The 12,925-nt window shown below is 64.8% G+C and carries 12 protein-coding genes; 5 read left to right on the top strand and 7 right to left on the bottom strand.

What is annotated here, in order from left to right; translation table 11 throughout:
• Positions 1 to 203 precede the first annotated feature (203 nt).
• Together FJ492_RS18900 and FJ492_RS18895 are read right to left on the bottom strand one after the other, a co-directional pair.
• On the bottom strand, positions 204 to 1,163 hold the full coding sequence (locus tag FJ492_RS18900) for an AraC family transcriptional regulator (protein WP_140510635.1): 960 nt from the start codon (positions 1,161 to 1,163) through the stop codon (positions 204 to 206).
• A gap of 239 nt (positions 1,164 to 1,402) precedes the next feature.
• Positions 1,403 to 1,822, bottom strand: coding sequence for a VOC family protein (locus FJ492_RS18895; RefSeq protein WP_140771515.1), 420 nt, complete (start codon positions 1,820 to 1,822; stop codon positions 1,403 to 1,405).
• A 181-nt stretch (positions 1,823 to 2,003) separates the two neighbouring features.
• On the opposite strand from FJ492_RS18895, the gene FJ492_RS18890 reads away from it, so the two are divergent.
• Entirely contained in the window at positions 2,004 to 2,231 is a 228-nt protein-coding gene (locus FJ492_RS18890; protein ID WP_246676069.1) for a hypothetical protein, read from the top strand.
• A 6-nt stretch (positions 2,232 to 2,237) separates the two neighbouring features.
• Here FJ492_RS18890 and FJ492_RS18885 read toward each other — a convergent pair whose 3' ends face one another.
• Together FJ492_RS18885 and FJ492_RS18880 are read right to left on the bottom strand one after the other, a co-directional pair.
• Positions 2,238 to 3,407 carry a PLP-dependent aminotransferase family protein gene (locus FJ492_RS18885; protein WP_181166688.1) on the bottom strand — a complete coding sequence of 390 codons (1,170 nt, stop codon included), beginning with the start codon at positions 3,405 to 3,407 and terminating at the stop codon, positions 2,238 to 2,240.
• 555 nt (positions 3,408 to 3,962) lie between these two features.
• Complete coding sequence (locus FJ492_RS18880) at positions 3,963 to 4,454, bottom strand: hypothetical protein (protein ID WP_246676068.1); 492 nt, start codon at positions 4,452 to 4,454, stop codon at positions 3,963 to 3,965.
• 58 nt (positions 4,455 to 4,512) lie between these two features.
• On the opposite strand from FJ492_RS18880, the gene FJ492_RS18875 reads away from it, so the two are divergent.
• The gene (locus FJ492_RS18875) at positions 4,513 to 5,139 is read left to right on the top strand and encodes a DUF922 domain-containing Zn-dependent protease (protein WP_140771511.1); all 627 of its coding nucleotides are present in this window, start codon (positions 4,513 to 4,515) and stop codon (positions 5,137 to 5,139) included.
• 47 nt (positions 5,140 to 5,186) lie between these two features.
• Here the strand turns inward: FJ492_RS18875 and FJ492_RS18870 are convergent, their stop codons facing one another.
• Entirely contained in the window at positions 5,187 to 6,719 is a 1,533-nt protein-coding gene (locus FJ492_RS18870; protein WP_140771509.1) for an acid phosphatase, read from the bottom strand.
• A 230-nt stretch (positions 6,720 to 6,949) separates the two neighbouring features.
• On the opposite strand from FJ492_RS18870, the gene FJ492_RS18865 reads away from it, so the two are divergent.
• The gene (locus tag FJ492_RS18865; RefSeq protein ID WP_140771507.1) at positions 6,950 to 8,185 is read left to right on the top strand and encodes a cytochrome-c peroxidase; all 1,236 of its coding nucleotides are present in this window, start codon (positions 6,950 to 6,952) and stop codon (positions 8,183 to 8,185) included.
• A 183-nt stretch (positions 8,186 to 8,368) separates the two neighbouring features.
• Here the strand turns inward: FJ492_RS18865 and FJ492_RS18860 are convergent, their stop codons facing one another.
• On the bottom strand, positions 8,369 to 9,073 hold the full coding sequence (locus FJ492_RS18860; RefSeq protein ID WP_140771505.1) for an SDR family oxidoreductase: 705 nt from the start codon (positions 9,071 to 9,073) through the stop codon (positions 8,369 to 8,371).
• 123 nt (positions 9,074 to 9,196) lie between these two features.
• Positions 9,197 to 9,814: an XRE family transcriptional regulator gene (locus tag FJ492_RS18855; RefSeq protein WP_027141459.1), complete on the bottom strand. Its 618-nt coding sequence runs from the start codon at positions 9,812 to 9,814 to the stop codon at positions 9,197 to 9,199.
• Between the two features lie 142 nt (positions 9,815 to 9,956).
• On the opposite strand from FJ492_RS18855, the gene FJ492_RS18850 reads away from it, so the two are divergent.
• Together FJ492_RS18850 and FJ492_RS18845 are read left to right on the top strand one after the other, a co-directional pair.
• Positions 9,957 to 11,090 carry an FAD-binding oxidoreductase gene (locus FJ492_RS18850; RefSeq protein ID WP_140771503.1) on the top strand — a complete coding sequence of 378 codons (1,134 nt, stop codon included), beginning with the start codon at positions 9,957 to 9,959 and terminating at the stop codon, positions 11,088 to 11,090.
• 48 nt (positions 11,091 to 11,138) lie between these two features.
• The gene (locus FJ492_RS18845; RefSeq protein ID WP_140771500.1) at positions 11,139 to 12,773 is read left to right on the top strand and encodes an ABC transporter substrate-binding protein; all 1,635 of its coding nucleotides are present in this window, start codon (positions 11,139 to 11,141) and stop codon (positions 12,771 to 12,773) included.
• Positions 12,774 to 12,925: the final 152 nt, after the last annotated feature.

The following is a 12,925-nucleotide window of genomic DNA, read 5'->3' as shown; positions in this document are numbered from 1 at the left end:
GTGTTGGTCATCTGTATGTCGCCGCCCTTGGCGTAGATATCGAGCCTGGGCGCCGTGTCCGGTTAGCACCGGAGCCACCGAATTGGCAACGCAGGGCAGCGATCGGCAAAGCTGATCGGAACCAGTCTTCGCCATATCGAGCTGCTTGCGAACGTGCCGGCGCGGAAAAGCCCGCTTGCGATTCAAGGAAACGATGAATCGCTCTACCTGGCGCCACTCGGCGTCGAGCCGAAGCGGCGGCGGAAACAGCGATTGAAATAGGAGACGTCGGAAAAACCGCTCAACAGCGCGATCTCGCTGACCCGCATGCTGTCGTTGCGCCGGTCGCGCAGCATGCGATGGGCTCTCTGCAGGCGCAGTTCAAGAATATGCTCGGCGAAACTGGAGCCCGTTTCCTGCAAGAGATCATGGACATAGCGCGCGGAAAGCCGCAAATGCTGGGCGATGTGCTGAGCCGAGATCGCGGGATCGGCGAAGTTGTCCCGCATCTTCTGCAGGATGGCCTGCAGCCTTGCCGCGCGCAGGCCGCGCACGCCCGCCAGCTCGGCGATCTCGCCCTTGGCGCCGGTCGCCAGCCCGATCAGGTCGACGATCGTCTCGGTGGCGTGGGCGACAAGGTCGGGCGAGAGCAATGCCGGTCCCGCTTCCAGGAAGCCGCAATAGCGCTTGAGCATATCGAGCGCTTCATTGTCGGCGCCGATGGTCAGCGCCAGGCGATCCTCGAGATGGGGGAAGGCATTTTCCAGGATTTCGCGGGGCACCACGACATTGGTCCAGACATTTCGGTCGCCGCCGGTCATTTCCAGCGCTTCCGAAGCCGAGACCAGCGCGCCTTCGCCCCTGCCGATGCTGTAGTCGCGGCCGGTCTGCACGCCGCTCAGCTTGGTGTCGCCGTCGTTGACCAGCAGCAGGTAGCCGTCACGGCCGTCATCGGCGATGTTGCGCGTCTTGCGGCTGGCATGCCTGATCGTCCCTGCCATCCGCCCCAGCACCAGCGGCCCGATGGCGGTGGCTTCGATATCCGCCTGGAACGGCACGTTGCCGGAGATGGCGTATTCGACCGACCATATCTCCGCGACATGGATGTCCTGCCAGAGCGCGAAACGCGCGCGGTCGTCGAGATGCGGCGGCAGGTCGACCGATGAGAAGACGTTCTTTTTCAACGACCAACCGGCCTTTCCCGCGCACGCGTCTTCCCTGAAGCCGCACCGTATGGGACCGATTTGCCTCTTGTCCAGAGGCGACGCTATCCATGCCCTGCAGGACAATTTCAGTGCCGCCCAGATCAAGGATCCGATCCGATTCGCCGGCCCCGCGTTTTTTTCAAATGCGCGGAACATGCAGCGGCAAGAGAATCACCATCCGACGCGCGCATCGCGGTCGCCCGGCCGGCCGGGTGTTGCTAGAACGTGATCTTCACGGAAGCGGCACTCCGGTTGGCCGGGCCGTGGTGGACGGCCTCGATGTTGTTGCCGTCCGGGTCGAGTAGGAAGGCGGCATAATAGCCGGGATGATAGGGCCGCTCGCCGGGCGCGCCATTGTCCGTGCCGCCAGCCGCCAGCCCGGCCTTGTGGAAGGCATCGACCATGGCGTGATCCCTGGCCTGGAAGGCCAGATGATGGCGGCCGGTCAGCTTTCCCTGTGCGGCCCGGCTGTCGACGCTGGAGATGAACAATTCGTCGGCCCAGAAATAGTCCTCGCCGGTGCCGCCGATCGGGATACCGAGCACCTGGAAGAGCGCCTCGTAGAAACGCCGGCTGGCGGGGATATCCCGGACCACGAGCTGGAGGTGGTCGATGAGCCGGCCGCGATGCAGTTCCATGAAAGCTCCTCCTCGCAAGGCCTCGAATTTAGGCGCGGGCGGCAAGGCGTCAACGCGGGGCGCCTGCATCTGCTGACAACCAGCGACAATTTTTTGGGCCCGACGGAACTTTTCGGCTGACCGGAAGTTTGGTGGCGCGGCGGGAGGATTGCGATTGGATTGTTTTCAGAGGCTTGAAGCCTTGGTCGACAGCGCAGGCGCCGACGGCATCGAGGAAGCGAACGCATTGCTGCGCCGGTTCAAGGACAGGTCCGAAAAGACGGCGCGGGCCATCGACGAGTTCATGCTGGACTTCAAGACCTTGGTCTTCGTCGTCGAAACCGGCGAAGAGGGTTTCCAAAAGCCGATCCGCAAGCTCGCCCGCGCCAGGCTCGCGAAGCTCAAGCAACTGGTGAACGTGCCGGCGTAAGCTTGGCTAACCCTTGAGCAGCGCCGCCAGCCGTGGAATGCCCTCGCTCACCGCGCGACGGTCGGCCAGCGTGAACGACAGCCGCAGCGTGTTGCGGCCGGTGCCGTCGGCGTAGAAGGCATTGCCGGGCACGAAGGCGACGCGCGCCTCCTTCACCGACCGCGCCAGGAGTTCCGTGGCATCGGTGCCTTCCGGCAGCGTCACCCAGACGAACATGCCGCCTTCCGGGCGGCTCCAGCTCACGCCCTCCGGCATGTTGGCTTCCAGCGCGCCAAGCAGGCCGTCGCGGCGCTCGCGATAGGCGCCGATGAGTTTTTCCACCTGGCTGTCGAACACGGATTCGGCGACGCGGTGCATCACCATCTGGTTGACCGACGGGCTGTGCAGGTCCGAAGCCTGCTTCATCAGCACCAGTTTTTCGACCACGTGGCGCGGCGCGCAGACCCAGCCGACGCGCATGCCCGGCGACAGGATTTTCGAAAACGAGCCGCAATAGAGCGTGCGCGCCTTGTCGATGCCGCCGGAGCGCGCGCAGTCGAGCGCCAGGATCGGCGGCACACCCTCGCCGTCATAGCGCAGCGCCCGATAGGCGGCGTCCTCGATGACGGCGATGTCGAGCTCGCCGGCAAGGTCGAGCACGGCCTCGCGCTGCTTTCGGTCCAGCGTGGCGCCGGTCGGGTTGGCGAAGTCGGGCACCAGATAGGCGAATTTCACCCGCCCGCCATTGGCGGCGGCAGCGGTGTGGTAGGCCGCCGGCGTCATGTTGCCGCCTTCGGGCCGCAGCCGGTCGTAGCGCGGCTCGTAGGCGTTGAAGGCCTGCAGCGCGCCGAGATAGGTCGGCCATGTCACCAGCGCGGTATCGCCCGGCGACAGGAACAGCTTGCCGAGATAATCCAGCGCCTGTTGCGAGCCGGAGGTGATGAAGATGTTGGCCTCGTCGCAGGCAATGCCGAGCTTGCCCATCTGCCCGGCAAGCCAGCGCCGCATCGGCAGATAGCCTTCCGAAACCTGGTACTGCAGGGCCGCCCCGGCTTCCGCGCCGTCCAGCACATCGCCATAGGCATCGCGGATGGCGTCGGACGGAAACAGCGACGGATCGGGAATGCCGCCGGCGAACGAAATGATGTCGGGCTGGTCGAGCAGCTTCAGCAGCTCGCGGATTTCCGACGCCTTCATACGCGACGAGCGCGAAGCCAACAGGTTCAAAAGGGTCAAGACATGCCTCCCCGACGTTTTCTTATATAGGTCAACCTGACTGACCTATATCCGGTTTGCCGGGCGATTTGAATAGTGCCTGAAAGGCTTCCGCTATACGCCAGTCGCCGCCAAGCCGGAACCGGCGACAGCGTGCTGGCGTCCGCTAAAGGCTCTTCTTGTAGCTGGCGGTGAAGCCCAAGCCTTCATAATTGGATGTTGGCCATAGCGGATGAGATACGGCCGTCCCCGGCGGCAAGGTTCAGCTCCCCCTTCCCGCCCTTGTGGGGGAAGGGGGCCTCGCGAAGCGAGGTCGGATGAGGGGTGTTCCAGCTTGGCAACATGCTTCTCGCGACACCACATTACGCTGAATTATCAACGGAATATTTCTTTCGGCACCCCTCATCCGTCTCGGCGCCACGCGCCGATCCACCTTCTCCCGCAAGGAGAGAAGGAAGAGGCGTCACCGCCCGCGAAGTTGGATGTGACAATGGGCCAGCAACTATAGCCGCCACAGCTGCCGCACAGCACCACCGATCAATCCCCATCCCCTGCAGGCTTGGCCTTGCCGCACTGCGCCAGCACCTTGCCGATGGCCGCGCTCGATCCCTTCAGCGGAAAGTTGATAGCGCCATATTTGGCCGCGCTGACCGACACGTCCCCCTTCGAGCGCAGCAGGTCGAGCAGCGGATCGGCCTTGGCGAGATCGACCACGAAATAATTGTACATCGCCTCCAACCGCAGCGTCTTGGTCACCGTCTTGCCGTCGGCCTTGAAGTCGAACGCGCCGCTGGTGCCCGGTTCCAGTTCCTGGCCGCTGGCGCCCAGATCGTAGCTCAGCACCGGTTTGTCGTAACAATTGAGCATCAGATAGGCGTCGCCCTTCGGCCCGCCGCAGACGGAAGCCGTCAGCACACTGCCGCCCTCGTCTTCTTCCATCTTCGCGCTCCAGCCGCAGGACGCGGCAAAGGCCGGCTGCGCGCCAAGCAATGCCGCCAAGGCTCCGGCGGCAACGACATATCTTTTCATGACTTCCCCCTTCGGGCATTTGCAGCACCCGCCGGCAGCATATAGGAAAAGGCGTTGAATGGCATTGCATGTGCGGGGCGCCTTGGTGTTGAGAACTTGTATTCGCCTGTGTCTTGTGACAGCCGCCCTGGTGGCCTCGCCGCTCACCGCGCAGGCCGAATGGAAGCCGGTCGAGAAGGTCGAGACCTACGCCATTTCAGGCCAGTCCGGGCTGGAGCTCTACCGGTCGATCGGCGAGAACGGGCCGAATGCCGGCATTGCCCGCGCCATCGCCCACACCAATTTCAAGCTGACCTGGACCAGGGATTATCAGGCGCATGCCGGAGCCTGCGTGCTGGTTTCGGCGAAGCCCAAGCTCATCATCACCTACACCTTGCCCAGCCCCTCATCGCCGCTGCCCTCCGCCATCCAGAAGAACTGGGAGGTTTTCCTCGCCGGCGTCAGCGCCCACGAAAAGGTGCACGGCGCGAGCATTGTCGACATGGCGCGCAAGATCGAGGCGGCGACAGTGGGCCTGACCGTTCCCGACGACCCAAAATGCAGCAAGATCCGGGTCGAGATGACCAAGCGCCTGTCCGCACTCTCGCAGGCGCAGCGCCAGGCAAGCCGCGATTTCGACCGCGTCGAACTCGGCCAGGGCGGCAATCTGCAGAAGCTCATTCTTGCCTTGGTCAATGGCGGCTGAGCCACCGCACCCCGCGGCGCGGCGGCATATCCGCCGTTCGCCCCGGCCTACCGGCTGAGGTCGAGCGCCGCGCTCAGATCCCCCATCGGCGGCTCGCCATTGGCGGCCAGCGCCTTGTCGCGGGCAACGATGCCGGTCAGTACCGGCAGGTCGTAGCGCGCGGTGATGAAGCGCAGGATCGATGTCGTGTCGTATTGCGTGTGGTCGACCATGCCCATCCTGGCATAGGGCGAGACGATGAAGGCCGGGATGCGGTTGCCCGGGCCCCAGCGGTCGGCCTTGGGCGGCGCGACATGATCCCAGAAGCCGCCATTCTCGTCATAGGTGACGACCACCAGCATGTGGCCCCATTGCGGGCTCTTCTCCAGATGCGAAATGAGGTCGGCCAGATGCTGGTCGCCGCTGGCCACGTCGGCATAGCCGCCATGTTCGTTGAGATTGCCCTGCGGCTTGTAGAAACTCACCGCCAGCAGCTTGCCGTCGTCGATCGCCTTGATGAACTCGGTGCCATTCAGGCCGCCGTCCCTCAGATGCTCGGTGCGCGCGGGGGTGCCGGGCGCGTAGGCGGCAAAATAGTTGAACGGCTGGTGGTGGAACTGGAAGTTCGGCACCGGCGTCGCGTTCTTGCCGTCCAGCGTTGCCTGCCAGGCGCCGGCATACCAGGCCCAGCTCACCCCCTTCAGCGACAGCAGATCGCCGATGGTGATGTCGTGCTGCGGCGGCAGCGTGGTGGGCGCGGCCGGGTCGGCCAGCGCCTTGTCGCCGCCCTCGGCCGGCTTGTTGGCGCTCGGTTGATAGGGCGGCTGCATGGTGTTGACGGCATGGAAGTCGGGCGTGATGGCGCCGTCATTGACGAATTTCGGTACGCCGCCGAGTGCCGAGGCCGGCGAATTGTCAGCGACCTTCAAGGTTGTGCCATCGGCCTCGACCACGGCGATCTGGCCCTTGATCGGGCCGGTGTCGGCGTGGGGGTAGACCGGTGTACAGGCGCAGGCGAGCTGGAAATGGTTGAGGAAGGAGCCGCCGAAGGCGCCCTGGAAGAAATTGTCGGCCAGCACATACTTCTTCGCGACCTGCCACATCGGCAGGATGGAGCCATCATAGTGCCCCATGACCAGGCCGCCGGAATCGGCCCAGGCGACGAATTTGTCGTTCTTGCCGCCGTCGATCTGCATCTGCTCCTGGTAGAAGCGGTGCCACAGATCATGGGTGATGACGTTGGTGCCTTCGTTGAAGCCCTTGGGATCGTCAATGGCGAAGGCAGCGTTGGCGAGGTGCGCGGTCTCAGCCTCCGTCACCACGGGCGTGACGCCCTTTCCAGTCAGCCCGCCCCAGGCCGGCGGCAGTTCGGCCAGCGGCTTGCCATCGCGGTCGAGCTGGCGCGCCTGGTCGGCCGAGACATTGGCCAGCCCGTTGGCGCCGGGGAAGCCGCCATAGAGATTATCGAAGCTGCGGTTCTCGGCATAGATGACGACGACAGTGTCGATCTTGTCGAAGGCGGGAGGGGCGGCATTGGCCGCGAGGGGAAGCAGGGCCGAGCCGGCCAGGCAGAAGGAAGTGAGGAGTTTGAGCCTCGTCATAGGGAAGACCTCGTGGCTTGACTGTGGCTGGAGGGGCGCGGGAACCATAGGGGCAGCTAACGTGGATGCCTTGTCACCTTTGTGACATCCGCCGCCGCGGCGAACACGGTTTCGTGAGCACTGGAGCCGTTCATCAATCCGTTGCACTCCATTCCTATTTCCGGGCCAAAGCGGACATTCCCCATGACGACGGGACGATGAAAAAGACGACGAGACGATGGAAAAGCCTGATGATCGCGATTGCCGCGATCTCGACCTTTGGCTTTGCCGCGCCCGCGAATACGGCGGATGGCGTCCATCCCGGTCCGCTATCGCGCGCGCAAGCTTTCGCGCGCGCCGAGGCGCTGACCGCCTTGGGGCGAAAAATGTTCTTCGACCCGGCGCTGTCGGCCTCGGGCAGGCAGGCCTGCTCGTCCTGCCATGATCCGCGCCATGCTTTCGGACCGGCCTCGGCCACGCCGGTCGAGATGGGCGGCCCGAACCTCGACCAGCCCGGTGTGCGCGCGGTGCCCTCGCTGCGCTATCTCCAGGCCGCTCCCGCCTTCACCGAGCATTTTTACGATTCCGACGACGAAGGCGACGAGAGCGTCGACAACGGTCCGACCGGCGGCCTGACCTGGGACGGCCGCGCCGACCACGGCAAGGATCAGGCGAAAATCCCCCTGCTCTCGCCCTTCGAGATGGCCAACAAGGATGCGGGGGCTGTCACCGCCGCCCTGCGTAAATCGGCCTATGCCGACGAGTTCAAGGCAACCTTCGGCAACGATGTCTTCGACCGCCCGGGCGACGCCTTCGACGCCGCCGCCGAGGCGCTCGGCACGTTCGAGCAGAGCGCCGCCGATTTCTACCCCTATTCCAGCCGCTACGACGCCTTCCTCGCCGGCAAGGCGACATTGTCGGCGCAGGAACGGCGCGGCCGCGCCCTGTTCGAGGACGAGGCGAAAGGCAATTGCGCCTCCTGCCACCTCAGCGAACCCGCCAATGACGGCGAGCCGCCGCAGTTCACCGACTTCGGCCTGATCGCCATCGCCGTGCCGCGCAACCCGGCCATCCCGGCCAACGCCGACCCCGCCTATGCCGATCTCGGCCTGTGCGGCCCGCTGCGCACCGATTTTCACGGCCGCACCGGCTATTGCGGCCTGTTCAAGACACCGACGCTGCGCAATGTCGCGCTGCGCAAGAGTTTCTTCCACAACGGCTACTTCCACACGCTGCGCGACGCCGTCGCCTTCTACGCCAGCCGCGACACCGACCCCGGCCACTGGTATCCCAGGAATGCAGACGGCATGGTGAGGCAATATGACGATTTGCCAAAGGCTTACTGGGGAAATCTCAACCAGGACCCACCCTTCAACGGCAAGAAACCCGGCGACAAGCCGGCGCTCAACGACACCGAGATCGACGACATCGTGGCGTTTCTGCGGACGCTGACGGATGCGGATCAGACGGCGAAGCGGTCGCGGTGAACTGGGAAGCCCCGCCATAGTGGGTCGCTGGTTGACTGGCGACTAGCCGAATCCCTCCCTCCCTTCGTCATCCTAGGGCGGAGCAAGGAGCGAAGCGACGCGGCGCAGACCCTAGAATGACGAAGGGAGGGAGGGATTCGGCTAGGCTAATCCGAGAGGTATCGGACTGAAGCCAGCCGCCTCTCACAGCGCCCGGATGACGCCCCCATCCACCCGGATATTCTGCCCGGTGATGTAACCCGCCCCGTCCGACGCCAAAAACGCGATCGTCGCGGCGATCTCCTCTGATGTGCCGTAGCGTTGCATCGGTACGTTGTCGCGGCGCTCTTCGGTGGCGGGCAGGCTGTCGATCCAGCCGGGCAGCACATTGTTCATGCGCACATTGTCGGCCGCATAGGTGTTGGCGAAAATCTTGGCGTAGGCGGCAAGGCCGGCGCGGAACACGGCCGAGGTCGGGAACATCGCGTTCGGCTCGGCCACCCAGGCCGTCGAGATGTTGATGATGGCGCCGCCCTTCTGCTTGACCATCTGCGGCGCCATGATGCGCACCGGCCGGATGACATTCATCAGGTAGACATCCATGCCGGTGTGCCACTGCTCGTCCGTGATCTCCAGGATCGGCGCGCGCGGCCCATGGCCGCCGCTGTTGACCAGCACGTCGATGCGGCCATAGCGCTCCAACGTGAGGTCGGCGAGACGCTGCAGGTCGTCGTTCGACTGGTTGGAGCCGGTGACGCCGAGCCCGCCAAGCTCCTTGGCCAGCGCCTCGCCCTTGCCGGACGAAGACAGGATCGCCACCTTGAACCCATCCGCCGCCAGGCGCTTTGCCGCCGCCGCGCCCATGCCGCTGCCGCCGGCCACGATGACGGCTGTCTTTTCTACACTCATCGGATTTCCTTTTCAGATTGGCGAGAGCCACGGTTTCAGCGGTCCCTATAGCCGGTTTCGCCGCGCGGTTCGAACGAGAAAGCCTGAATCGAGCTGCAGAAAACTTGCGCGGTGAGCCGCGCCCTACCCCTCCACCGTCTCCAGCACGGAGAGCAGCGTGCCTTCCATGTCGGGCTCGTCGCCGGAGCAGACGCACAGCATTTCGGCGTCGCCCTCGCCCACCGAGAGATAGGCATGGCCCATGGTGGAATCGATGTAGACGCTTTCGCCCGCTTTCAGCCGCACCGGCGCGTACTGGTCGGTGTGCAATTCGATCTCGCCCTTGAGCACGATCAGGAACTCCTCGCCGGCATGCCGGGTCAGCGGACCGAACTCTTCCGGCGTGCGGGCGCGTGCATAGGCGTGGATCGGCACCATGCGCTTGCGCACGAGATCGGTGGCGAGATACCGGTAGTCGTAGTTGCGGGTCAGCTGGCGCAGTGTGTTGGACTGCGAGGTCACCGAACGGCGGGTGCGCGCCGCCGGCTGCTTGCGGTCGCCGCTGAGCAGCTCGGTCACATGGATGCCGAGCCCTTCGCAGATCTGTAAAAGCTTGTCGTAGCTCAGCGACATCTGGTCGTTCTCGACCTTGGACAGCGTCGACACCGCGACGCCGGTGAGAGAGCTGACCTCCTGCAAGGTCCAGCCATGTCTTTTTCTCAGGGCACGCAGACAATCACCGAGATTCGGTTGCTCCGACATTGTCAGCTCCATGAAGCGGCGGCACGTCACTACCGCGGGGTTCACCCTAGGTAGTCGAACTCGAGCGGGCCATCAACAACATCAATAATTTTCTTATACGCTAAATATTGACTGCATACGAAATTATTTTTACGACTGATGGATGCAGTCGGATTCTCCCACCAAGATCATCGTCATCGGCGGCGGCATCGCCGGTCTCTCCCTTGCCGCCGAGGTGGCGGACTGGGCCGATGTCACCGTCATCGAGCGCGAACCGCATCTCGGCTATCACGCCAGCGGCCGCTCCGCCGCTCTGTTCACCGAGACCTATGGAAACCGGCTGGTGCGCGGGCTGACGCTGGCCAGCCGGCAGGCGATAGTCGAGGGCGGCTTCGTCGCCCACCGGCGCGGCGCGCTGCACGTCGGATGGACTGGTGACGATACCGCCATCGACCGGCTGGCTCATGAATTGCAGGCGCTGGTGCCGAGCGTGCGCCGCCTATCGGCGGCCGAGCTCCACGCGCTGGTTCCGGTCATTGCCAGGCAAACCACCTGCGGCGGCGTCTATGAGCCGGACGCGGTGGATGTCGACACCGGCAAGATGCTGGGGTCCAGCGCCTCGTCGCTCAAGGCCCGCGGCGGCATCATCCGCACCGGCGAGGAGGTCCGCGCCATATCACGCGACGGCCGCGCTTTTCGGGTTGAAACGAGCGCCGGCGTCTACTCGGCCGACATCGTGGTCAACGCCGCCGGCGCCTGGGTCGATGTCGTCGCCGGGATGGCGGGGCTGCCGGGCCTCGGCTTCCAGCCCAAACGGCGCACCGCCTTCCTGTTCGATCCGCCCGCCGGGATGGATATCGCCGGCTGGCCGCTGGTGGTCGACCTGCACGAGCAGTTCTACTTCAAGCCCGATGCCGGCAGGCTGATCGGTTCCCTCGCCGACGAGACGGATTCCGAACCTTGCGACGCCTGGCCGGAAGACCTCGACGTCGCCATCGCCGTCGACCGCATCGAACAGGCGACATCGATGCGCATAGGCCGTCCGTCGACACCATGGGCTGGCCTGCGCACCTTCGCGCCCGACCGCACGCCGGTCGCCGGCTTCGACCCGCGCCTGCCCGGCTTCTTCTGGCTCGGCGGCCAGGGCGGCTACGGTTTCCAGGTTTCGCTGACCTTGGCCAGGCTGAGCGCGGCGCTGCTGCGCGGGCAGTCCATCCCGGGGGATGTCACGGCGCTCGGCGTCACCGCCGGGGCGCTGGCGCCTGATCGCTTTCTTGTCCCGGCGGCGACCCCATGAATTTCAGCCCTTCCCTCAACCCGTAAAGTGTCATCAGGAGCGTTTGCGATGAAATCCACCGTTCTGCGCACAGTGCTTGCCCCGTCTCTTCTGGCCGCGTCCCTTCTGGCCTCGACCCTTCTGGCCTCATCCGTCCTCGTCGGCGGGCAGGCCTACGCCAAGACGCTGGTCTATTGCTCGGAGGCCAATCCCGAGACCTTCAACCCGGCGATCGGCATCGCCGATTCCACCATGGACGCCGCCGCCAAGACGATCTTCAACCGGCTGGTCGAGTTCAAGCCGGGCACGACGGAGGCCGGGCCGGCGCTGGCCGAAAGCTGGGATGTTTCATCGGATGGCAAGACCTACACCTTCCATCTCAGGCACGGCGTGAAATTCCAGTCGAACGAGCACTTCACGCCCTCGCGCGACTTCAACGCGGATGACGTGCTCTACACCTTCAACCGCCAGCGCGATGCCAACAATCCCTATCACAAGCTCGGCGGCGGCGCTTACGAGTACTTCAACGCGCTCGGCATGGGCACACTGATCGACAGAATAGACAAGGTCGACGACTACACGGTGCGCTTCACGCTGACGGCAGCCAATGTCACCTTCCTGGCCGGGCTGGCGCTCGACTATCTCTCGATCCTGTCGCTGGAGCAGACGCAAAAGATGGTCGCGGCCGGCACGCCGGAGCTGATCGACAGCATGCCGGTCGGCACCGGGCCTTTCGTGCTTCAGGCCTATGTGCCCGACAGTCAGGTCCGCTACGCCGCCAACAAGGATTACTGGCGCGGTGCGCCGAAGATCGACACGCTGGTCTTCGCCGTCACGCCCGAGCCGACCACCCGCGTCGAGCGCATCAAGGCCAATGAATGCCAGGTCGCCGCGCCGCCGCCGCCAAGTGCGGTCGCCGACCTGCGTGCCGATTCCGACATCACGGTTCTCGATCTCAAGGGCCAGAACATCGGCATCCTCGGCTTCAATGTCGAGCACCAGCCGCTGGGCGACGTGCGCGTGCGCACGGCACTGGCCAAGGCCATCGATCGCAAGGCAATCGTCGATGCCGTCTACGCCGGCGCCGGCACGGTGGCCGGCAGCGTCGTGCCGCCGGCGCAGCTCGGCGCCGTCACCGATGCCGGCATCGACTATGATCCCGATGGGGCGAAGAAACTGCTGAAGGAAGCCGGCCACGAAAGCGGCCTCAAGGTCAGCCTGTGGGCGATGCCGGTGTCGCGCCCCTATAACCCCAACGCCAAGCGCATGGCCGAGATGATCCAGGCGGACTGGGCCAAGGTCGGCGTGCACTCGGAGATCGTCAGCTTCGAATGGGGCGAATATCTCAAGCGCACCGCGGCGGGCGAACAGGACACCTTCCTGCTCGGCGGCAGCAGCGACAATGGCGACCCCGACAACATGCTGAGCTATCTCCTCTCCTGCGACGGCGTGAAGGGCGGCTCCAACCGCTCGCGCTGGTGCGATAGGGATTTCGAGAAACTGCTTGACGAGGGCCGCGTCGCCGCCGACCCCAAGGAGCGCGCGGCGATCTACGGGAAGGCGCAAGCGATCCTGAAGGCCGAGGTGCCGGTGGCGCCGATCGCCCATTCGATGGTGGCGATCCCGATCCGCAAAAGCGTGCTCAACTACGTGCTCGACCCCTTCGGCCGGCAGAATTTCGCCGCCGTCGATATGGCGGAGTAGAGCTGGGCTGCCCTTCCCTTCTCCCCTTGCGGGGTGAGAGCCCGGTTTGCCGGAGGCAAATTGAAAGGTCCAGTGGACCTTTCAAAGGGCTGGAACGCCCGGAGCCATAGCGAAGGGCCGGGAGGATGAAAGAAACTCCCTTTCGCTTGTGG

The sequence above is a fragment of the Mesorhizobium sp. B2-5-4 genome (assembly GCF_006441095.1).
Lineage (GTDB): Bacteria > Pseudomonadota > Alphaproteobacteria > Rhizobiales > Rhizobiaceae > Mesorhizobium > Mesorhizobium salmacidum.
The sequence above is the reverse complement of the archived record's forward strand: the minus strand, read 5'-3'. Positions and strand labels throughout refer to the sequence as shown.

Excerpts from the sequence above, each read along its gene's own strand:
- FJ492_RS18895 (WP_140771515.1), bottom strand. The coding sequence starts at position 1,822 with ATGGAACTGCATCGCGGCCGGCTCATCGACCACCTCCAGCTCGTGGTC.
- FJ492_RS18885 (WP_181166688.1), bottom strand. The coding sequence starts at position 3,407 with ATGAAGGCGTCGGAAATCCGCGAGCTGCTGAAGCTGCTCGACCAGCCC.
- FJ492_RS18880 (WP_246676068.1), bottom strand. The coding sequence starts at position 4,454 with ATGAAAAGATATGTCGTTGCCGCCGGAGCCTTGGCGGCATTGCTTGGC.
- FJ492_RS18875 (WP_140771511.1), top strand. The coding sequence starts at position 4,513 with ATGGCATTGCATGTGCGGGGCGCCTTGGTGTTGAGAACTTGTATTCGC.
- FJ492_RS18870 (WP_140771509.1), bottom strand. The coding sequence starts at position 6,719 with ATGACGAGGCTCAAACTCCTCACTTCCTTCTGCCTGGCCGGCTCGGCC.
- FJ492_RS18865 (WP_140771507.1), top strand. The coding sequence starts at position 6,950 with ATGATCGCGATTGCCGCGATCTCGACCTTTGGCTTTGCCGCGCCCGCG.
- FJ492_RS18860 (WP_140771505.1), bottom strand. The coding sequence starts at position 9,073 with ATGAGTGTAGAAAAGACAGCCGTCATCGTGGCCGGCGGCAGCGGCATG.
- FJ492_RS18855 (WP_027141459.1), bottom strand. The coding sequence starts at position 9,814 with ATGTCGGAGCAACCGAATCTCGGTGATTGTCTGCGTGCCCTGAGAAAA.
- FJ492_RS18850 (WP_140771503.1), top strand. The coding sequence starts at position 9,957 with ATGCAGTCGGATTCTCCCACCAAGATCATCGTCATCGGCGGCGGCATC.
- FJ492_RS18845 (WP_140771500.1), top strand. The coding sequence starts at position 11,139 with ATGAAATCCACCGTTCTGCGCACAGTGCTTGCCCCGTCTCTTCTGGCC.